Here is a 20,737-nt window from a genome sequence, read left to right on the forward strand (position 1 = left end):
CCGTGTGCTCAGTAGACGGGGCCAGTGAACTTCTCGCCGGGGCCCTGACCAGGCTCGTCCGGGAACGCGCTCGCCTCGCGGAACGCGCGCTGCAGGCCCTGCAGTCCGTCGCGAACCACGCCCGCCTGCGGGCCGAGGTACTCGGCGGAGCCGGTGACGAGGCCGGCCAGGGCGCCGATGAGTTTGCGGGCCTCGTCGAGGTCGAGGTGCGTGCTGGTGGCGGGGTCGTCGTCGGAGAGCCCGAGCTTCTCCGCGGCGGCGCTCATGAGCACGACGATCGAGCGGGAGATGATCTCCTGGGCCGACACGTCGGCGAGGTCGACGATCTCCACCTCGCGCGCGTCGAGGTGTTCGTCGGTCTGGGACACGCCGGCCTGATCGGCGGACGCGGGCTGCTCGCTGGTCATGGCGACCACTGTCCCACGTCGCCCCCGGGCTTGTGGTGCCAGGTCGGGGCGGGGGCACGGTTTGGGGGTCGGGGCCATTCCTGGTAAGGTCCAGGATCGACTGTGGGAACCGGCCACCCGGCGGGTTCCGACGTCCAAGAGGAGCCCGATCTCCCACCATCCGACGCCCTCGACGGCAGTTTGATGGTCACCACCCCCGGCGAGGGGTCCTGCGAGGATTCGCGGGACGTCGGCGGTCGACGGGTGAGGAGTGAGAGGCCCCCGGTGTGTTCACCGCGGGGCCTTCTCGGTTCCACCGGCCTCGTCCGGTGGGGGCCGGGGGTCCCTCGAGGGCGGATGTGCGACCGCGTCGGCGGTCGCGCCAGAGCAACCGTGTCTACCGAGGAGGGCCCATCAGCGCCGAAGCACGTATCAACGAACGGATCCGCGTCCCCGAAGTCCGGCTCGTCGGGCCCGGTGGAGAGCAGGTGGGGATCGTTCGCGTCGAGGACGCCCTGCGTCTGGCCCTGGAGGCCGACCTGGACCTCGTCGAGGTCGCGCCCAACGCGCGGCCGCCGGTGTGCAAGATCATGGACTACGGCAAGTTCAAGTACGAGTCCGCGCAGAAGGAGCGCGAGGCCCGGAAGAACCAGCAGCAGACCGTGGTCAAGGAGCAGAAGCTCCGGCCGAAGATCGACACGCACGACTACGAGACCAAGAAGGGGAACGTCGTCCGTTTCCTGGAGAAGGGCTCCAAGGTCAAGGTGACGATCATGTTCCGCGGACGCGAGCAGTCCCGGCCCGAGCTCGGGTTCCGGCTGCTGCAGCGCCTCGCGGACGACATCACCGAGTACGGATACGTCGAGACCAGCGCCAAGCAGGACGGTCGGAACATGACCATGGTCGTCGCCCCCCACCGTGGCGCCAAGACCCGCCAGAAGGCACAGGAGTCGAAGGTCACCGACCAGACCTCCGGGTAGGCCACCGCGGCCGACCGCCGAGAAGAAGACCACGGACGCCCCCGGCGTCCGCTCACCCGCGGCCCCACCGGGCCCCGGGACGAACCATGCGAGGAAGAGGCGATCATGCCGAAGATGAAGACCCACAAGGGCACCGCTAAGCGCTTCCGGAAGACCGGCTCGGGCAAGCTCGTCCGCCAGCAGGCGAACCGTCGCCACATCATGGAGAAGAAGCCCACCAAGCGCACCCGTCGCCTCGACGGCCGCACCGACGTCGCCCCGGCCGACGTGCCCCGCGTCAAGCGGCTCCTCGGGCTCTGAGCCCCCTCCACCCCAGAACGTAGGGTCGCCCGCCGGCCCACCCAGACCAGTAAGGATTGATCAGTGGCACGCGTGAAGAGGGCTGTCAACGCCCAGAAGAAGCGTCGGGTTGTTCTCGAGTCCACAAAGGGCTACCGGGGGCAGCGGTCGCGCCTGTACCGCAAGGCCAAGGAGCAGATGCTCCACTCGATGACCTACAGCTACCGCGACCGTCGCCAGCGCAAGGGCGACTTCCGTAAGCTGTGGATCTCCCGCATCAACGCGGCGGCCCGCGCCAACGACATGACGTACAACCGCTTTGTTCAGGGCCTCAAGCTCGCGGGCGTCGAGGTGGACCGAAAGGTCCTCGCCGACCTCGCCGTGACCGACCCCGCCGCCTTCACGGCGCTCGTCGAGGTCGCGCGCAAGGCACTGCCGAGCGACGTCAACGCGCCGGCAGCCTGACGCAGGACGCATTGACGCACACCCCGGGACGACCCGCGGATCCGTTCACCGAACGGACCCCGCGGGTCGTCGCCGCTTCCAAGCTCCACCGCTCCGCCGCCCGGCGTAGGGCGGGGCGCTTCCTCGCCGAGGGGGCCAACTCGGTGGAGGCCGCGCTCGGCACGGGCGCTGCGGTGGAGCTGTTCTGCACCCAGGACGCGCTCGAGCGGTTCCCGGGCCTCGTCGAGACCGCGCGGGGGGACGGCGTGGCCGTCTCGGTGGTCACCGACCGGGCGGCGCGGTCGCTGAGCGACACCGTCACCCCCACGGGGATCGTCGCCCTGTGCCGCGCCGTGGCGCGGGGCCCGGGGGAGGACGGCCCCGCCGCGCCGCGTCTCGTCGCCGTGGGGCAGGCGCTCGCCGAACCCGGCAACGTGGGCACGCTCGTCCGCGTGGCCGACGCCCTGGGCGCCGATGCGGTGTGGCTCACCGAGGGCGCCGCCGACCCCGAGAACTCCAAGGCCGTCCGCGCCTCCGCCGGCAGCCTGTTCCACGTGCCGGTGGTTCGCGGGATCGCAGAGGCCGACCTCGTCGGGCGCGCCCACGCCGCCGGCCTGCAGGTGCTCGTGGCGACCGGCGACGGCGAGGTGGACATCGAGAACGCCGACGAGCTGCTCGCCCGGCCCACCGCCTGGGTGTTCGGCAACGAGGCCCACGGCGTGCGCGAGGCGCTCGCCGCCGCCGCCGACGCCCGCGTCCGCATCCCGATCCGCGGCCGCGCGGAGAGCCTCAACATCGTCACCGCCGCGTCGATCTGCCTGCACTCCAGCGCGCGGGTGCGGGGCCGCCGTCCGTGACCGCCACCCTCACCGCTCGCGGGGTCGGGGCCTCCCGGGGCGCGCGCACGTTGTTCGACGGGCTCGACCTCGTCGTCACACCCGGCGACGTGTGGGGCCTCACCGGCCCCAACGGCGCCGGCAAGTCCACCCTGCTCCGGGCCCTGGCCGGGGTACCCGACGCGGAGATGTCCGGCGAGATCACCGTGAGCCCGCCCCACGCGACGGTCGGGTTGTTGCGGCAGGAGGTGGAGCGTGACGACGACGAGGACGTCCGCTCGTACCTGCACCGAGTCACGGGGGTGGCCGACGCGCAGTCCGCGATGGACGCGCTCGCCGAAGAGATGTCGGGCACGACATCGGGCACAGAGGAGGCCGCCGGGGCCTACGGCGACGCTCTCGAACACTGGTTGGCGCTGGGCGGGGGAGACCTCGAGGAGCGGATTCCCGCCGTGGCCGCGCGACTCGGGCTGGCCGCGGAGGCGCTCGAGCTGCCGATGACCGCTCTGTCCGGCGGGCAGGCCGCCCGTGTGAACCTGGCCGCGGTGCTGCTGAGCCGGTACGACGTGCTCCTGCTGGACGAGCCGACCAACGACCTCGACCTGGCCGGGCTCGAGGTGCTCGAGAGGTTCATGAGCGCCGAGCGGCGCCCGATGGTGGTGGTGAGCCACGACCGCGAGTTCCTCGCCCGCTGCGTGACCGGGATGGTCGAGCTCGACGCCGCGCAGCGCCAGATCACGGTGTTCGACGGCGGCTACGAGGCCTTTCTCGCCGAGCGGGAGCTGGCCCGGCGGCGCGCCCGTGAGGCCTACGAGGAGTACGCCGGCGAGGTGGACCGCCTCAAGGGGCGGCTACAGACGCAGAAGACGTGGCTCGACAAGGGTGTGCGGACGGCGATGCGCAAGACCGGCGGCAGGGATCCCGAGCGGGACAAGCACATTCGTCACCGCGCCGGGCAGCGCACGGAGAAGCAGGCCGGGAAGATCGCCCAGACCGAGCGCGCGATGGATCGGCTCGAGGTGGTGGCCGAGCCGCGCAAGGAGTGGGAACTGCGGATGGAGATCGCGGCGGCTCCCCGCTCGGGGGCGGTGGTGGCGGTGCTCGACGACGCGGTGGCACGCCGCGGTGCCTTCACCCTCGGCCCCGTCTCACTGCAGCTCGACGCGGGGGACCGCGTGCTGGTGAGCGGCTCCAACGGCGCGGGCAAGTCCACGCTCCTCGGACTTCTCGTGGGCGACCGCGCCCCGGACTCCGGCCGGGCCACCGTCGGTGCCGGGGTCCAGCCCGGGCGGGTCGACCAGGCGCGGGCGGCCTTCGACGGACCCCGGGCGCTGCTCGACGTGTTCTGCGAGGCCGCCGACCCAGACGGGCTCGACCCCACCGCGGCGCGGACCCTACTGGCCAAGTACGGGCTCGGCGGCGAGCACGTGGGCCGGGCGTGCGACTCGCTCTCACCGGGGGAGCGCACCCGGGCGGCGCTGGCGCTGCTCCAGCAGCGGGGCGTCAACCTCCTCGTGCTGGACGAGCCCACCAACCACCTCGACCTGCCGGCGATCGAGCAACTCGAACAGGCGGTGGAGGCCTTCGACGGCACGGTGCTGCTCGTGACCCACGACCGGCGGATGCGCGCGGCCTTCCGGGCCACGCGCGAGTTCGTGGTGGAGGGCCGCGGGGTCCGGGAGGGTCGGCGGTGAGCTGTCGCGGCTACCTCGACCTGGTTCAACGCGTCCCTGCCGCACACGCCGATCAACTCGCTGCAACGGCTCGCCCTTGAGAAATGGCGGGAGCACAACGACGACCTGCCGGGCCACCTCCTTTACCGCCGCGGCTTCGAGGTGCTCCGGATGATCGTCTCCAACTTCCGCGGCCGGTGGGACGCGGTGCCGACGCTCTCCGCGACCACGTGCTCCCTGCTGCAGATGGAGATGACGGCCCGCCCTTCCTCCGGGGAATCACCCGGAAAGACGTCGACTAGGCTGGTCGCCGTGACTGAGGGCAGCGGGCAGAATGACGTGCAGATCGACGAGGACTCCCTGGCGGGCTACGCCGAGGCCGCCGAGCGGGCGTTCACGGATGCCGGCGACCTCGACCAGCTCGCCGCCGCCAAGACCGCGCACATGGGCGACCGGAGCCCGATCGCGCTCGGGCGCCGCGCCCTCGGCTCGCTGCCCAAGGAGCAGAAGGCGTCCGCGGGCAGGGCGGTCAACGTGGCCCGCGGGCGGGTCCAGCAGGCCTACGACGCCCGGCTGGCCGAGTTGCAGGCGGCCCGCGACGCCGCCGTGCTCGTCGCCGAGACCATGGACCTCACCGTGCCGTCGGGTCGCGCCCCCCGCGGCGCGCAGCACCCCATCACGATCATCACCGAGCAGGTGGCCGACGTGTTCGTGGGTATGGGCTGGGAGATCGAGGAGGGGCCGGAGGTCGAGGCCGAGCACTACAACTTCGACGCCCTGAACTTTCTGCCCGACCACCCCGCGCGCACCCTGCAGGACACCTTCCACGTGGCACCCGACGGCAGCCGCCAGGTGCTGCGCACGCACACCTCGCCGGTGCAGATCCGCACGATGCTCGACCGCGAGCCGCCGATCTACGTCGCGTGCCCCGGGCGGACCTTCCGGACCGACGAGTTGGACGCCACCCACACCCCGGTGTTCCACCAGGTCGAGGGACTGGCGATCGACAAGGGCCTGACCATGGCGCACCTGCGCGGAGCGCTCGACGCGTTCGCCCGCGCGCTGTTCGGACCCGAGACCCGCACGCGGATGCGCCCCAACTACTTCCCCTTCACCGAACCCTCCGCCGAGGTCGACGTGTGGTTCCCGCGCAAAAAGGGCGGCGCCGGGTGGGTCGAGTGGGGCGGCTGCGGCATGGTCCACCCCAACGTCCTCATCGCCTGCGGGATCGACCCGGAGGAGTACTCCGGCTTCGCCTTCGGCATGGGCCTGGAACGCACCCTGCAGTTCCGCAACGGCCTGTCCGACATGCGCGACATGGTTGAGGGCGACATCCGGTTCTCCCTGCCCTTCGGCGTCCGCGCCTAGACCTCACCCCCACCTGACGAGACGGAGAAGGACACCACCGTGCGAGTAGCGCAGTCCTGGCTGACCGAGATCCTGCAGCGCGCCAACGACGGCTGGTCGGTGACCCCGGCTGAGCTCGACGCCGGTTTCGTCCGGGTCGGCCTCGAGGTCGAGGGCGAGCCCGAGACGCTGCCCGAGATCACCGGCCCGCTCACCATCGGCCGTGTGACGAGCATCGAGGAGCTCGAGGGATTCAAGAAGCCCATCCGCTTCTGTCTGGTGGACGTGGGCGGCGACGAGCCCCAGCAGATCGTCTGTGGTGCGCGGAACTTCGCTCCAGGAGACCTCGTGGTGGTGGCGCTGCCGGGCACCGTCCTGCCGGGCGGTTTCGAGATCAGCGAGCGCACGACCTACGGCAAGCCCAGCGAGGGAATGATCTGCTCGGCTTCCGAGCTGGGTATCGGATCCGACCACAGCGGGATCATCGTCCTGCCCGCCGGCACCGCCGAACCGGGCGACCCGGCCGGCCCGGTGCTGGGGACCGACGACACGGTGATCGAGCTCAACGTGACCCCGGACCGCGGCTACTGCCTGTCGGTCCGCGGCCTGGCGCGCGAGCTCGCCTGTGGCTTCGACCTCGACTACGCCGACCCCGCCGTCGAGCAGGGCCTGCCCTCGGACGCTCAGGCCTGGCCGCTGGCGGTCGAGCCCGAAGCCGGCTGCGCCCGCTTCGCGCTGCGTCGTGTCACGGGCGTGGACCCCACCGCCGCCACGCCGTGGTGGATGGCCCGCCGTCTGCTGCTCTCGGGCGTGCGCCCGATCTCGCCCGCGGTCGACGTCACCAACTACGTCATGCTCGAGCTGGGCCACCCCATGCACGCCTTCGACGCCGCACGACTGTCCGGTGGCCTCACCGTCCGCCGGGCCCGGGCGGGGGAGACGCTCACGACCCTCGACCACACCGAGCGCACGCTCGACCCCGAGGACGTGGTGATCTGCGACGAGACCGGGCCGGTCTCGCTGGCCGGCGTCATGGGTGGCGCGAGTACCGAGGTGTCCGAGCAGACCACCGACGTCCTGCTCGAGGCCGCGGTGTGGGACCCCCTCGCCGTCTTCCGCACCATCCGCCGCCACAAGCTCCCGAGCGAGGCGGGCAAACGCTACGAGCGCGGCGTCGACGCCGCCGCCTCCGTGGCCGCCCTCGACCGCGCCGCCACGCTGCTCGCCGAGATCACCGGTGGCACGGTGGAGCCGGGCCTCACCGACGTCGGCTCGGCACCCGAGATGCCGACCATCGCCTTCGGGTCCGACAGGCCCTCGCGGGTCGCGGGCGTGGACTACCCGCCCGGTACCGCCCGCCGCCGCCTCGAGCAGATCGGCTGCACCGTGGGCGGAGACGAGACGGTCCTGCACGTCACCCCACCCACGTGGCGCCCCGACCTCACGCTGCCGGCCGACCTGGTGGAGGAGGTCCTGCGCCTCGAGGGGCTCGAGGACATCCCGTCGGTGCTGCCCACCGCGCCGGCCGGGCGCGGCCTCACCGCCACGCAGCGGGGCCGCCGTGCGGTCGGGCACGCCCTCGCCGCGGCGGGCCACGTCGAGGTGCTCACCTCCCCGTTCATCGACCGGACGGTGTTCGACGCGATGGGCCTGGCCCACGACGACGAGCGTCGCCGCACGATGTCCGTGGTCAACCCGCTCGAGAGCGACAAGGGCGATCTCGCCACGACGCTGCTGCCCTCGCTCGTCGAGATCGCGCGCCGCAACATCACCCGCGGCCTGCGCGACCTCTCGCTCTACGCCGTGGCACAGGTGTCCTTCCGCACAGACACCACGCGGGGCGTCGAGATGCTCCCCGTGGACCGCCGACCCACCGCCGAGGAGCAGGAGACGCTCCGGGAGTCCCTGCCCGAGCAGCCCCTGCACGTCGCCGTCCTCTACACCGGTAGACGCAATCCCGACGGGCACTGGGGGTCGGGGCGCGACGCCGACGCGCTCGACGCGGTCGAGGCCGCGCGGATCGTCGCCCGCCAGCTCGGCGCCGAGGTGGACGTGCGGGCGGCCGAATACGCGCCGTGGCACCCCGGGCGCTGCGTCGAGGTCCTCGTCGACGGCGAGGTGGTCGGCCACGCCGGAGAGCTGCACCCCGCGGCGTGCGAGCGGCTCGGGCTGCCGGCTCGGACGTGCGCGACCGAGCTCGACCTCACCGCCATCGGCGTCCGCGAGGTCCTGCCGGCTCCGGCGATCTCCTCGTTCCCCTCGGTCAACCAGGACGTCGCGCTGGTCGTGGACGCCTCCGTGCCGGCCTCCGCGGTCGAGGCGGCGCTGTGGTCCGGGGGCGGCGACCTGCTCGAGAGCGTCCGCCTGTTCGACGTCTACACGGGCGCGCAGCTCGGGGCCGGCCGCAAGTCGCTCGCGTACGCGCTGAGCTTCCGGGCGGACGACCGCACCCTCACCGAGGACGAGGCCAGCGAGCACCGGACCGCCGCCGTCGCCGCCGCCGAATCCGCCGTGGGGGCTGTGCTCCGTGGCTGAGACGACGCCCCCCCGCGTGCCCCGCGTCCTCTGCCTGGCGGGGACGGACCCCTCGGGCGGCGCCGGCCTGCTCGCCGACGTCAAGTCCGTCGCCGCGATGGGCGGCTACGCGATGGGCGTGGTCACCGCCGTCACCGTGCAGAACACCCGCGGGGTCACCGGCGTCCACGCGATCCCGGTCGAGACCGTGGTGGCCCAGCTGGACGCGGTGGCCGACGACGTCGAGATCGACGCGATGAAGATCGGCATGCTCGGCGAGGCGTCACTGGTCGAGGCGGTGGGCGAGTGGCTCGAGCGCCGGCGACCGCGCAACGTCGTGCTGGACCCGGTCATGGTGGCCACCACCGGCGGCCGCCTGGCCTCGGACGACGCCGCGCGGCTGCTGCGCGAGCTGGTGCCGGTGGTCGACATCGTGACCCCTAACGTCCCCGAGCTCGGCGTGCTGTGCGGGCAGACCACCGCGCCGCACCTCGAGATGGTCGTGGAGCAGGCCGAGCTCGTCCACGAGCAGACCGGCAGCGCGGTCCTCGCCACCACCGGCGACCTGGCGGACGGCAGCTCGCACGACGTTCTCGTGGAGTCAGAGCGCGACTGGCGGACGACCCGCCGCCTGCCCTTCGTCCGCGTGGACACCCCGCACACACACGGCACCGGGTGCTCTCTCTCCTCGGCGCTGGCCACCGCCCGCGTGGGCGCGGGTGACTGGCTCTCCGCCTACCGGCGGGTCCGTCCGTGGATGGACGGGGCGCTCCACGGCGGGTTGACGCTCGAGGTGGGTCAGGGCGCCGGTCCTCTCGACCACGGCTGGTTCCTCCACCACTGAGCGATACCCTTCCGGGTACGGCGCGGGTGGGTCCCGACGGCGCGGTCATCGACGTGGGGGCGGCCCCACCACGCTCGTCAACGGTTGTAGGGAATTTCCGCAGGGGGCGAGTAGGCCGACGGCCCGGTGTCGTACACGTGTGCGAGCATCCGCTCCGACGGCCCACCGAGGGCGCGTCACCCGAGAGATCAGGAGAACGCCGTGACCATTCGTGATTCCGCCACTCGTCCCGCCGACAAGTCCCTCGAGCGTATCCGCAAGCTCTTCGCCAAGGCGGAGTCCGTCGCCGGCACCCCGGAGGCGGAGGTCCTGCTCGAACGCGCCTACCACCTGCTCGCCAAGTACGGCGTGGACGAGGCGCTAGCCCGATCGGCGCCCGACGGGGGTGCGTCGGAGGTGACGGTGCTCGACCACGTGGTCTCGGGGCGCTACCAGCCGGACCAGGTGGCGCTGGTCGCCGTTCTCGCCGGCGCGCTGCACTGCCGTGCGGTGGTCGCACCGGCCGCCGACGGTCGGCGCGTCGTCCACGTGGTAGGCGTCCGCCGTCACGTCGAGCGCGTCGCGATGCTGGCCGGCGCACTCTCCGGCGTCATGCTCGCCGCGGCGGCCCGTCAACGCCCCGTGTCCGGGGTCTCGGCCGTCAGCCACCGTAAGTCGTTCATGGCGGGCTTCGCCTTCGAGGTGGGGCGCAGGCTCGAGGCGGCGGAGCGGTCCGCGGTCCGGGAGAGTGCTGACGCCGCGGGGGCCGGGATCGTGCTGCGGTCGGACGCGCAGCGCGCGGCGGCCGCGTTGCGCGAGCGGTTCCCGCGCACGGCGCCGGGTCGTCGCCGCCGCATTGCCGCCACCGGGCTGGCGGAGGGGCGCCGCGCCGGCGGTGCGGTGGACCTGGGGCAGCGCCGCTTCGCGGGAGGGCTGCGGCAGCTCGGGGCGTAGAGCGAGTTCCCTGAGGTCGAGGGGCACTAGTGCAAAACCTTGCAAACTAGTGCATACTCGTGCGCATGGCCATCACAGTCGCAGTCGCCGGTGCCTCGGGCTACGCGGGCGGGGAGTTCCTCCGCCTCCTGCTGTCGCACCCACACTACGTCTCGGGAGAGATCGAGATCGGCACACTGGCGGCCGGCTCCAACGCGGGCCAGGCGCTGGCCGAGCACCACCCGCATCTGCTCCCGCTCGCGGATCGCGTACTGGCCGAGACCAGTGCCGACACGCTGGCGGGGCACGACGTGGTGGTGCTCGGCCTGCCGCACGGACACTCGGCGGCGATCGCCGAGAAGCTCGGCCCGGACGTGCTCGTAGTCGACCTGGGCGCGGACTTCCGACTCACCAATGCGGACGACTGGGAGGCGTACTACGGCTCCGAGCACGCCGGGAGCTGGCCGTACGGGCTGCCGGAATTTCCGGGGGCGCGCGAGGCGCTGCGGTCCACCAGGCGGATCGCCGTGCCGGGCTGTTTTCCGACCGGCGCGACCCTCGCGCTGTACCCCGCCGTCGCCGCGGGCCTCGTCGACGCCTCGGCCGTCACCGTGGTCTCGGTGACCGGCGCCTCGGGCGCGGGCAAGGCCGCCAAGGTGCCCATGCTCGCCTCCGAGGTCATGGGTTCGGCCAAGGCCTACGGCGTCACCACCCACCGGCACACACCGGAGATAGCCCAGAACCTGCGCGCCCTCACCGACGCGCCGGTCTCGGTGAGCTTCACCCCCGTCCTCGCGCCGATGGCCCGCGGCATCCTCACCACCGCGGTCGTGCCCACCACCGCCACCGCCGAGCGGCTGCGGGAGGAGTACACCGCGGTGTATGCCGACGAGCCCTTCGTGCACCTGCTGCCCGCCGGAGTCCAGCCCATGACCGCGTCGGTCCTCGGCTCCAACGCCGTGCAGCTGGGCATCGAGGTCGATGAGCGGGCCGGTCGCGCCGTGTTCACCGCGGCCATCGACAACCTGGCCAAGGGGACGGCCGGCGGCGCGATCCAGTCCATGAACCTCGCGCTCGGTCTGCCCGAGACCGCGGGGCTCAGCACGGTGGGCCTCGCCCCGTGAACGTCGCCCCCGGGGTGGGTGGGCTCGCCTGCGCCGACGAGCCGACCGGTATGGCCGGAGGACGGATCTGGTGCGCGCCGAGCGGGACCACCGCCCGGCTCGAGATCGACGGCGATCCGGAGTCCGCCCCCGATCTGTTGTGGAGCGCCCGGTGCGCTGAGATCCCCGCCACCCGCGCCGTCGTCCTGCTCGCTGATGAGGGCTTCGACGACGTCTCGGCCGGCTTCGAGCACGCGCACCGGGCGGCGGAGGCGGCGGCCGATCTGCTCACGACCGAGGTCGCTGCGGTCGGTCCCATCGAGGTGCTCGTGTTCCGTCCGGACGCCGAGGCGGAGCCGTGGCCCGAGCCGGCGGCCACCGACACCGGGGCCGAGTTCCGGTTCCGTCACCGCGGCGGCGCGACCGTCCACCTGACCCTGACCATCCCCACCGACCCCGGAGGCGCCTGACATGCCGACGACCTCGATGAACGACGGCTCGACCCAGCTCACGCCGTTGGTCCGCGCGCACGTCCTCGCCGAGGCCCTGCCGTGGCTGCAGAAATTCCACGAGAAGATCATCGTGGTCAAGTACGGCGGCAACGCCATGGTCGACGATGCGCTCAAGGCCGCATTCGCCGCCGACATGGTGTTCCTGCGCACCTGCGGCATCAAGCCCGTCGTGGTCCACGGAGGCGGCCCACAGATCACCTCGATGCTCGGCCGCCTCGGCATGGAGGGCGAGTTCCGCGGCGGCTTCAGGGTGACCACGCCCGAGGTCATGGACGTGGTCCGCATGGTCCTCTTCGGCCACGTCGGCCGGGAACTCGTCGGCCTCATCAACGCCCACGGTCCGTACGCCGTCGGGATCTCCGGCGAGGACGCCGGCCTGTTCACCGCCGTGCGCCGCACCGCGATGGTAGACGGCGAGCCCACCGACATCGGACTGGTCGGCGACGTCGGCTCGGTCGACCCGCGCGCGGTGCTCGACCTCATCGAGGCCGGTCGCATCCCCGTCGTCTCCACCATCGCGCCCGACGCCGACGGGACCGTCCACAACATCAACGCCGACTCGGCCGCCGGAGCACTCGCCGCCGCGCTCGGGGCCGAGAAGCTCGTCGTCCTCACCGACGTCGAGGGCCTCTACACCGACTGGCCCGACCGGTCCTCGCTCGTGAGCTACATCGGCACCGGCCCGCTCGCACGCCTCCTGCCGTCGCTCGAGAGCGGCATGGTGCCCAAGATGGAGGCGTGCCTGCAGGCGGTGAACGGCGGCGTCGGCGCGGCCCACGTCATCGACGGCCGCGTCGAGCACTCGGTCCTGCTCGAGGTCCTCACCGAGGGCGGCATCGGGACCATGGTCACCAGGGGCGACCACGAGACGCGCAAGCCGGTGGGAACCGGGAACGGAGGACAGTCGTCGTGAGCGGAAACGCCAGCACCCTTACCGCGCGGTGGGACGCCGCGTTCATGCACAACTACGGCACCCCGCCGCTCGAGCTCGTCTCGGGACGGGGCGTCACCGTGACCGCCGCCGACGGGCGCGAGTACGTCGATCTGCTCGCCGGCATCGCCGTCAACGCGCTCGGCCACGCGCACCCGGCCGTCGTCGAGGCCGTGAGCCGTCAGGTCGCCGAGCTCGGCCACGTCTCCAACCTCTACGTGCACCCGACGGCCGTCGCGTTGGCCGAACGGCTGGAGTCGCTCCTCGCCGCGGACGCCCCCGTCCGGGCGTTCTTCTGTAACTCGGGAGCCGAGGCCAACGAGGCCGCGTTCAAGATCGCGCGGCGCACCGGGCGCTCACGCATCCTCGCCGCAGAGAACGGCTTCCACGGCCGCACCATGGGCGCGCTGGCGATGACGGGCCAGCCGGCCAAGCGCGAGCCCTTCGAGCCCATGCCCGCCGGCGTCGAGTTCTACCCCTACGGCGACATCGCCGCGCTCACCGCGCTCCTGGAGCAGGCGCCGGCCGACACGGCCGCGATCATCCTCGAACCGCTCCAGGGCGAGGGCGGCGTCGTCGAGCCCCCGGAGGGCTTCCTCGCCGACGTCCGCGCTCTGTGCACCGAGCACGGGATCCTCATGATGGTCGACGAGGTCCAGACCGGCATCGGCCGCACCGGAGCGATGTTCGCCACCCGCAAGGCGGGCGTCGTGCCCGACGTCATCACGCTCGCCAAGGGTCTCGGCGGCGGCCTGCCGATCGGCGCGTGCCTCGGCGTCGGGGCCGCCGGCGACCTGCTCACCGCCGGGCAGCACGGCACGACGTTCGGCGGCAACCCCGTCGCGTGCGCGGCGGCCCTCGCCGTCCTCGACACCCTCGAGGCGGACGACCTGCTCGCGCACGTCGACCGGCTGGGCACGATGATCGCCGCCGAGATCGAGTGCCTCGACCACCCGCTGGTGGACCACGTCCGCGGACGGGGGCTGCTGCTGGGCATGGTGCTCACCGCGCCGCTGGCCAAGAGCGTCGAGGTGGCGGCGCGGGACGCCGGCTACCTCGTGGGCGCCACCGTCGCCGACGTCGTGCGGATCGCCCCGCCCCTCGTCCTCACCGAGGCGCAGGCCGCGGACTTCGTCGCCGCGCTGCCCGCGATCCTCGATTCCGCTCAGGAGAAGGAGACCACGTCATGACCACCGAGACGACCGCGGCCGTCCGCCACTTCCTGCGCGACGACGACCTGAGCCCCGCCGAGCAGGCCGAGGTCCTCGACCTGGCGATGCGGCTCAAGGCCGAGCCCTTCTCGGCACGCCCGCTCGAGGGACCGAAATCCGTCGCCGTCATCTTTGACAAGACCTCCACCCGCACTCGCTTCTCCTTCGACGCCGGCGTCGCGCACCTCGGCGGCAACGCGATCATCGTGGACTCCGGGTCCACCCAGATGGGCAAGGGCGAGACCCTCTCCGACACGGCCATGGTGATGTCCCGCTACGTCGAGGCAATCGTGTGGCGAACCTTCTCGCAGTCCGGCCTCGAGGAGCTCGCGGCGCACTCCGCCGTCCCCGTCGTCAACGCCCTCACCGACGAGTTCCACCCGTGCCAGATCCTCGCCGACCTGCTCACCATCCGGGAGGAGTTCGGTCGCACGGCGGGGCTGCGCGCGGTCTATCTCGGCGACGGCGCCAACAACATGGGGCACTCCTACCTCCTGGGCTTCGCCACGGCGGGGATGCACATCACCGTCGCCGCGCCGGAGGGCTACCAGCCGACGGGAAAGGTGGTCGCCGACGCTGAGCGCGTGGCGGCCGAGACCGGTGGTTCGGTCACTGTGACCACCGACGCCGACGCGGCCATCGCGGGTGCGGACGTCCTCATCACCGACACCTGGGTGTCGATGGGCATGGAGGATTTCGCCGCCGACCGACTCCGTGATCTCGCCGGCTACCAGCTAGGGCAGGCCGCGGTGGACGCGGCGTCGGAGGACGTCATCGTGCTGCACTGCCTGCCCGCGTACCGCGGCAAGGAGATCACCGCCGAGGTCATCGACGGCCCGCGCAGCCGGGTCTTCGACGAGGCCGAGAACAGGCTCCACGCGCAGAAGGCGCTGCTCGTCTGGCTCCTGGAGCGATCGTGACCACCGCCGGCACCGTGACGCGCGCGGCCCGGCACGCCCGCATCGCCGACATCCTGTTGCGCCGGCCGGTCAGCAGCCAGACCGAGCTCGCCGAGGCGCTCGCACAGGAGGGAATCGCCGTGGCCGTCGCCACCCTGAGCCGCGACCTCGACGAGCTCGGGGCCGTCAAGCTGCGTGCCGCAGACGGCGGGGCGGGCCGCTACGTCATCCCCGAGGACGGCACCCGCGTCGTCGGGATCCCCGGGGGCACCGACCGGCTCGCCCGCCTGCTCGGCGAGCTGCTCGTCTCTGCGGACCACAGCGGAAACCTCGCCGTCCTGCGCACCCCGCCGGGGGCCGCGAACTTCCTCGCGAGCGCGATCGACCGCGCGAACCCCGACGACGTGGTGGGCACGATCGCCGGGGATGACACCATATTCGTGGTGGCCCGAGAACCCGACGGGGGAGCGGCGCTCGCCGACCGGCTCGCCGCGCTCGCGCGACGCCAGCCCTGACCCCGCCCCCGAAGACCGCACGAACCGACACAGAACACCAAGGAGCACACCATGACCGACCGCGTCGTCCTCGCCTACTCCGGCGGCCTCGACACCTCCGTCGCCATCAGCTGGATCGGTAAGGAGACCGGCGCCGAGGTCGTCGCCGTCGCCATCGATCTCGGCCAGGGGGGCGAGGACATGGAGGTCGTGCGCCAGCGCGCCCTCGACTGCGGCGCCGTCGAGTCGATCGTCGTGGACGCCCGCGACGAGTTCGCCGACGAGTACTGCGCACCCACCATCAAGGCCAACGGCCTCTACATGCGCGAGTACCCGCTGGTCTCGGCCATCTCCCGGCCACTCATCGTCAAGCACCTCGTCACGGCGGCGAAGATGCACGCGGGCACCGCCGTTGCGCACGGGTGCACGGGCAAGGGCAACGACCAGGTCCGCTTCGAGGTGGGCTTCGGCGCGCTCGCCCCGGACCTTGATGTGATCGCGCCGGTCCGCGACTACGCGTGGACCCGCGAGAAGGCGATCGACTTCGCCGAGGAGCACGACCTGCCGATCAACGTCACCAAGAAGTCGCCGTTCTCCATCGACCAGAACGTGTGGGGCCGCGCCGTGGAGACCGGCTTCCTCGAAGACCTGTGGAACGCGCCCACCAAGGATGTCTACGACTACACCGAGGACCCCACCCTCAACTTCGCCGCGCCCGACGAGGTCACCATCACCTTCGACGCCGGCGTGCCGGTCGCGATCGACGGACGCAAGGTCACCGTGCTCGAGGCGATCGAGGAGCTCAACCGCCGAGGCGGCGCGCAGGGCGTCGGACGCCTGGACATGGTCGAGGACCGCCTCGTCGGCATCAAGAGCCGCGAGGTGTACGAGGCGCCCGGTGCGATGGTCCTCATCACCGCGCACAAGGCCCTCGAGGACGTCACCCTCGAGCGCGAGGTCGCCCGCTACAAGTCCGGAGTCTCCGACACGTGGTCCAACGCGGTCTACGACGGCCTGTGGTTCTCGCCGCTCAAGTACGCCCTTGACGCCTTCATCGAGAACACGCAGCAGCACGTCTCGGGCGACATCCGCATGGTGCTGCACGGCGGGGCGATCACGGTCAACGGTCGCCGCTCGGACGCCTCGCTCTACGACTTCAACCTGGCGACCTACGACGAGGGCGACTCCTTCGACCAGAGCTACGCCAAGGGCTTCGTCAACCTGCACGGCCTGAGCTCCAAGATCGCGGCCAAGCGGGACCTGGGGCTGTGAGCGATCCGGTGAGCACACAGGGCGGGGCCGACCGACACGGCACCAACACCGGGGCGCTCTGGGGCGGCCGCTTCTCCGGCGGCCCCGCCGACGCCATGGCGGCGCTGAGCAAGTCCACCCACTTCGACTGGGCGCTCGCGCCGTACGACATCCGGGCGTCCAAGGCGCACGCCCGGGTGCTCCACCGGGCCGAGCTGCTCTCGGGGGCCGATCTCGACGCCATGCTCGACGGCCTCGACCGCCTGGCCGCGGACGTCGACTCGGGCGCCTTCGGCCCCGAGGAGTCCGACGAGGACGTCCACGGCGCCCTCGAGCGCGGGCTGATCGAGCGTGTCGGGCCGGAGGTAGGCGGTCGCCTGCGGGCCGGCCGGTCCCGCAACGACCAGGTGGCCACCCTGTTCCGGATGTGGCTGCGGGACGCCGTCCGCTCGGTCGGGGCGGGCGTGCTCGACGTGGTGGACGCCCTCGTCGCCCAGGCCGATGCGCACCCCGAGACGGTGATGCCGGGCAAGACCCACTTCCAGGCCGCGCAGCCCGTTCTGCTCTCGCACCAGCTGCTCGCGCACGCGCAGCCACTGCTGCGGGACCTGGACCGGGTCCGGGACCTCGATCGCCGCCTGGCGGTCTCGCCCTACGGATCGGGCGCGCTGGCCGGGTCGTCCCTGGGACTGGACCCCGACGCGATCGCCGCCGAGCTGGGCTTCGACTCCGCCGCGGACAACTCGATCGACGCGACCAGCTCGCGCGACTTCGCGGCCGAGGCGGCCTATGTCCTGGCCCAGATCGCCGTTGACCTCTCCCGCCTGGCTGAGGAGATCATCGCGTGGTCCACGCCGGAGTTCGGGTACGTCACGCTGGCCGACGAGTGGTCCACGGGCAGCTCGATCATGCCGCAGAAGAAGAACCCCGACGTCGCCGAGCTCATGCGAGGTAAGACGGGCCGGCTCATCGGCAACCTCACCGGACTGCTCGCCTCGCTCAAGGCGCAGCCGCTGGCCTACAACCGGGACCTGCAGGAGGACAAGGAGCCGGTCTTCGACTCCGTGGCCCAGCTCGAGCTGCTGCTGCCGGCCATGGCGGGGCTCGTGGGGACGCTCGAGTTCCACCCGGCTCGCCTGGCGGAGCTGGCCCCGGCCGGCTACACGCTGGCCACCGACATCGCCGAGTGGATGGTCCGCCAGGGCGTGCCGTTCCGCGTCGCCCACGAGGCGGCGGGAGAGTGCGTCCGGGTCGCCGAGGGGCGCGGCGTGGGGCTCGACGAGCTCACCGACGACGAGTTGGCCGCCGTCGATCCCGCGCTCACCCCGCAGGTGCGCGAGGTGCTCACGGTGACGGGGTCGATCGCCTCCCGCGACGCGCGTGGTGGCACGGCGGCGACCGCGGTGGCCGATCAGCGGCGCCGCCTCGGCTCGGTCCGCGACGACCTCGCGGCGTGGGTAGGGTGAGCGGTATGCCCGTCATCGACGACCGCCTGCTGGAGATCCTCGCCTGCCCGGAGGACAAGGGGCCGCTGCTTCTCGTGGGTGAAGACGCGCTCTACAACCCCCGCCTGAAGCGGATCTACCGGATCGACGACGGCATCCCGGTGCTCCTCGTGGACGAGGCCCGGCAGGTGGACGACGACGAGCACGCGCAGTTGCTCGTCCGGGCGGGGGGATCCGCGGCGGAGTGAGTCCGACCGCGACCGATTCCGGGTCGTTCCGGGAGTTCCTGCGCGAGGCCGCGCCCGCGGACGCCGCGCGCGCACTCCTCGGCGGGGTGCTCTCCCACGCCGGGGTGGCGGTCCGGATCGTCGAGGTGGAGGCCTACGGCGGCCCGGCGGACAGCGCGTTCCCCGATCCGGCCGCGCATACCTGGTCGGGCCCCACCGCGCGCAACGCGGTGATGTTCGGCGACGCCGGTCATCTGTACGTCTACCTCAGCCACGGCATCCACCACTGCGTCAACATCACGTGCCGGCCGTCGGGGGAGGGTGGCGGCGTGCTGCTGCGCGCCGGCCGCGTGGAGGCCGGGCACGCGGCGCTCGACGTACGGCGGCCGGGCGTCCCCGCGGACCGCGCGGCCCGCGGACCCGGGAACCTCGGCCGGACGCTGGGCATCGTGCTCGCCGACGGCGGGACGGACGTCCTCGACCCGACCTCGCCCGTGACGTTCCGCCCCGATCCGCACCCGTCCCCGGAGATCCGGACCGGACCGCGGGTCGGCGTCTCGGTGGAGGCCGACCGCCCGTGGCGCTTCTGGCTGGCCGGAGCACGCGAGGTCTCCGCGTACCGCCGCAGCCCGCGCGCCCCGCGGGCGACCCACCCCCGCCCCGTGGTGAACGCGCCTGCCGATGGGGGACAATGGTGCCCGTGACGCAGAACATCCTCGACGACCTGCAGTGGCGTGGACTCATCGCGCAGTCCACCGACCTCGATGCACTGCGAGCCCACCTCGACGAGGGGACGGTGACCCTCTACTGCGGGTTCGATCCGACCGGTCCGAGCCTGCACGCAGGGCACCTCATCCCGCTGCTCACGCTGCGGCGTTTCCAGCTCGCCGGGCACCGTCCCGTGGTCCTCGCCGGCGGCGCGACGGGCATGATCGGCGACCCGCGGGACGTTGGTGAGCGCACCATGAACGCCACGGACACCGTCGCGGAATGGGCCGAGCGGATCTCCGGGCAGCTCGAGGCGTTCGTCGACCTGGGCGACGGGCCGACGGGTGCGATCGTGGTCAACAACATGCAGTGGACCGGTCACCTCACGGCGATCGAGTTCCTCCGCGACGTCGGTAAACACTTCTCGCTCAACACGATGCTCGGGCGGGACACGGTCAAGCGGCGCCTCGAGGGCGACGGGATCTCCTACACCGAGTTCTCTTACATGCTCCTGCAGGCCAACGACTTCCTCCAGCTCCGCCGCGCGGTCGGTTGCACGCTGCAGGTCGGTGGCTCCGACCAGTGGGGCAACATCGTGGGCGGCGTGGACCTCAACCGGCGCGTCGACGGCGAGACCGTGCACGCGATGACCGTGCCGCTGGTCACCTCATCTGACGGCAAGAAGTTCGGCAAGTCCACCGGCGGCGGGAGCCTGTGGCTCGACCCCGCGATGACGAGCCCCTACACCTGGTACCAGTACTTCCTCAACACCGCCGACGCCGACGTGGTGCGCTACCTGCGTTGGTTCTCCTTCCTCGGACGCGAGGAGCTCGAGGAGCTTGAGCAGCTCACCGCGGAGAAGCCGCACCTGCGGGCGGCGCAGAAGCGGCTGGCCGAGGAGATGACGACGCTCGTTCACGGCGTGGCCGCGACCGAGTCCGTCCAGGCCGCCGCCCAGGCACTCTTCGGCCGGGGGGAGTTGAGGCAGCTCGACGAGCCGACGCTCGCCGCCGCGGTCGAGGACGCCGGAGCCGTCACGATGGAGCCGGGAGCCCCCGCGACGATCGTCGACCTGCTCACCGCGGCCGGCCTCAGCGAGAGCAGGGGAGCCGCCCGCCGCGCAGTCGCCGAGGGCGGTGCGTACGTCAACAACGAGCGCGTCACCGATCCGGACTGGACGCCCACGACGACCGACCTGCTACACGGCCGGTGGCTCGTCCTGCGGAGGGGCAAGAAGAACTTCGCGGGCGTCCGTATCAGCTGATCCGCAGGACATCGTGAACGAGGGCGCCGGGGCCTCCCGGCGCCCTCTTGTTTTTCGCCATCACCAGGCGATTTGCGTTTCGGTTCACGTCTGCGTAACTTATTGGAAGTCGCCGCGAGCGGGACAGGGCCGAGAGGCCGGACCCACTGCGGAGACGAGCTCCGGGAGGGGCGGAGAGGGAATCCGGGTTGACTCGGAGAAACCGCTCCGCTAGCCTGGAGAAGTTGCCCCGAGAAGGGTGGCGAGACGCAGTACAGCCCCGAGAAGCAGCAGCCGACCCGGCCGCCGCGGACCGGTGTGTGGGTGTTGTTTGAGAACTCAACAGTGTGTTTTGTTTGTGATAGTGCCAAATTTTTTTTGGTTGCGGCCTCACTTTCCCTGTCTGTGGGGTCGCGTTTTATAACAGCCAGTTTTTGGTTTGTTTGTTTGCTTGGATTGTGCTTTTCGTAGTGCTGAGAAGCTTTTATGGAGAGTTTG

At 71.9% G+C, this 20,737-nt stretch carries 21 protein-coding genes; 20 read left to right on the forward strand and 1 reads right to left on the reverse strand.

Translation table 11 applies throughout. From position 1 onward, the window contains the following. Positions 1-8: 8 nt before the first annotated feature. Complete coding sequence (locus ACH0BZ_RS12985) at positions 9-407, reverse strand: DUF1844 domain-containing protein (RefSeq protein ID WP_406898918.1); 399 nt, start codon at positions 405-407, stop codon at positions 9-11. A gap of 338 nt (positions 408-745) precedes the next feature. On the opposite strand from ACH0BZ_RS12985, the gene infC reads away from it, so the two are divergent. The 20 genes from infC (at position 746) to tyrS (ending at position 20,260) form a co-directional block, all read left to right on the forward strand. Beyond that, the gene (gene infC, locus ACH0BZ_RS12990) at positions 746-1,366 is read left to right on the forward strand and encodes a translation initiation factor IF-3 (protein ID WP_406898919.1); all 621 of its coding nucleotides are present in this window, start codon (positions 746-748) and stop codon (positions 1,364-1,366) included. Between the two features lie 105 nt (positions 1,367-1,471). Continuing rightward, positions 1,472-1,666: a 50S ribosomal protein L35 gene (rpmI, locus tag ACH0BZ_RS12995; protein WP_406898921.1), complete on the forward strand. Its 195-nt coding sequence runs from the start codon at positions 1,472-1,474 to the stop codon at positions 1,664-1,666. 63 nt (positions 1,667-1,729) lie between these two features. Beyond that, positions 1,730-2,110, forward strand: coding sequence for a 50S ribosomal protein L20 (gene rplT / locus ACH0BZ_RS13000; RefSeq protein WP_406898923.1), 381 nt, complete (start codon positions 1,730-1,732; stop codon positions 2,108-2,110). A gap of 11 nt (positions 2,111-2,121) precedes the next feature. Then, positions 2,122-2,946 carry a TrmH family RNA methyltransferase gene (locus tag ACH0BZ_RS13005; protein ID WP_406898925.1) on the forward strand — a complete coding sequence of 275 codons (825 nt, stop codon included), beginning with the start codon at positions 2,122-2,124 and terminating at the stop codon, positions 2,944-2,946. Beyond that, entirely contained in the window at positions 2,943-4,619 is a 1,677-nt protein-coding gene (locus ACH0BZ_RS13010; protein WP_406898927.1) for an ABC-F family ATP-binding cassette domain-containing protein, read from the forward strand. The genes ACH0BZ_RS13005 and ACH0BZ_RS13010 overlap by 4 nt, the downstream gene beginning before the upstream one ends. Before the next feature lie 150 nt (positions 4,620-4,769). Continuing rightward, on the forward strand, positions 4,770-5,966 hold the full coding sequence (gene pheS, locus ACH0BZ_RS13015; protein ID WP_406898928.1) for a phenylalanine--tRNA ligase subunit alpha: 1,197 nt from the start codon (positions 4,770-4,772) through the stop codon (positions 5,964-5,966). 39 nt (positions 5,967-6,005) lie between these two features. Next, complete coding sequence (gene pheT / locus ACH0BZ_RS13020) at positions 6,006-8,480, forward strand: phenylalanine--tRNA ligase subunit beta (protein WP_406898930.1); 2,475 nt, start codon at positions 6,006-6,008, stop codon at positions 8,478-8,480. Positions 8,481-8,496: 16 nt separating this feature from the next. Then, positions 8,497-9,303 carry a bifunctional hydroxymethylpyrimidine kinase/phosphomethylpyrimidine kinase gene (thiD, locus tag ACH0BZ_RS13025; protein WP_406898932.1) on the forward strand — a complete coding sequence of 269 codons (807 nt, stop codon included), beginning with the start codon at positions 8,497-8,499 and terminating at the stop codon, positions 9,301-9,303. 201 nt (positions 9,304-9,504) lie between these two features. Continuing rightward, positions 9,505-10,236: a DUF2786 domain-containing protein gene (locus ACH0BZ_RS13030; protein ID WP_406898934.1), complete on the forward strand. Its 732-nt coding sequence runs from the start codon at positions 9,505-9,507 to the stop codon at positions 10,234-10,236. A gap of 65 nt (positions 10,237-10,301) precedes the next feature. Then, a complete protein-coding gene (gene argC, locus ACH0BZ_RS13035; RefSeq protein ID WP_406898936.1) occupies positions 10,302-11,339 on the forward strand; it encodes an N-acetyl-gamma-glutamyl-phosphate reductase in 1,038 nt (345 codons plus the stop codon). Continuing rightward, positions 11,336-11,788 carry a hypothetical protein gene (locus ACH0BZ_RS13040; RefSeq protein ID WP_406898937.1) on the forward strand — a complete coding sequence of 151 codons (453 nt, stop codon included), beginning with the start codon at positions 11,336-11,338 and terminating at the stop codon, positions 11,786-11,788. The genes argC and ACH0BZ_RS13040 overlap by 4 nt, the downstream gene beginning before the upstream one ends. Position 11,789: 1 nt before the next feature. Further along, on the forward strand, positions 11,790-12,743 hold the full coding sequence (gene argB / locus ACH0BZ_RS13045; RefSeq protein ID WP_406898939.1) for an acetylglutamate kinase: 954 nt from the start codon (positions 11,790-11,792) through the stop codon (positions 12,741-12,743). Further along, positions 12,740-13,951, forward strand: a complete 1,212-nt coding sequence (locus ACH0BZ_RS13050) for an acetylornithine transaminase (protein ID WP_406898940.1) — start codon at positions 12,740-12,742, stop codon at positions 13,949-13,951. Before argB ends, ACH0BZ_RS13050 begins: the two co-directional genes overlap by 4 nt. After that, positions 13,948-14,892: an ornithine carbamoyltransferase gene (gene argF / locus ACH0BZ_RS13055; RefSeq protein ID WP_406898941.1), complete on the forward strand. Its 945-nt coding sequence runs from the start codon at positions 13,948-13,950 to the stop codon at positions 14,890-14,892. Before ACH0BZ_RS13050 ends, argF begins: the two co-directional genes overlap by 4 nt. Next, the gene (locus tag ACH0BZ_RS13060) at positions 14,889-15,386 is read left to right on the forward strand and encodes an arginine repressor (protein ID WP_406898942.1); all 498 of its coding nucleotides are present in this window, start codon (positions 14,889-14,891) and stop codon (positions 15,384-15,386) included. The genes argF and ACH0BZ_RS13060 overlap by 4 nt, the downstream gene beginning before the upstream one ends. A 51-nt stretch (positions 15,387-15,437) precedes the next feature. Continuing rightward, positions 15,438-16,637, forward strand: coding sequence for an argininosuccinate synthase (locus tag ACH0BZ_RS13065; RefSeq protein ID WP_406898943.1), 1,200 nt, complete (start codon positions 15,438-15,440; stop codon positions 16,635-16,637). A gap of 8 nt (positions 16,638-16,645) precedes the next feature. Continuing rightward, positions 16,646-18,082 carry an argininosuccinate lyase gene (argH, locus tag ACH0BZ_RS13070; protein WP_406898944.1) on the forward strand — a complete coding sequence of 479 codons (1,437 nt, stop codon included), beginning with the start codon at positions 16,646-16,648 and terminating at the stop codon, positions 18,080-18,082. A 5-nt stretch (positions 18,083-18,087) separates the two neighbouring features. Continuing rightward, entirely contained in the window at positions 18,088-18,309 is a 222-nt protein-coding gene (locus ACH0BZ_RS13075) for a Trm112 family protein (protein ID WP_406898945.1), read from the forward strand. Next, the gene (locus ACH0BZ_RS13080; protein WP_406898946.1) at positions 18,306-18,992 is read left to right on the forward strand and encodes a DNA-3-methyladenine glycosylase; all 687 of its coding nucleotides are present in this window, start codon (positions 18,306-18,308) and stop codon (positions 18,990-18,992) included. The genes ACH0BZ_RS13075 and ACH0BZ_RS13080 overlap by 4 nt, the downstream gene beginning before the upstream one ends. After that, complete coding sequence (gene tyrS / locus ACH0BZ_RS13085) at positions 18,989-20,260, forward strand: tyrosine--tRNA ligase (RefSeq protein WP_406898947.1); 1,272 nt, start codon at positions 18,989-18,991, stop codon at positions 20,258-20,260. The genes ACH0BZ_RS13080 and tyrS overlap by 4 nt, the downstream gene beginning before the upstream one ends. The last annotated feature ends 477 nt before the right edge of the window (positions 20,261-20,737 follow it).

Source organism: Dietzia sp. 179-F 9C3 NHS (genome assembly GCF_045369825.1).
Classification (GTDB): Bacteria; Actinomycetota; Actinomycetes; order Mycobacteriales; family Mycobacteriaceae; genus Dietzia.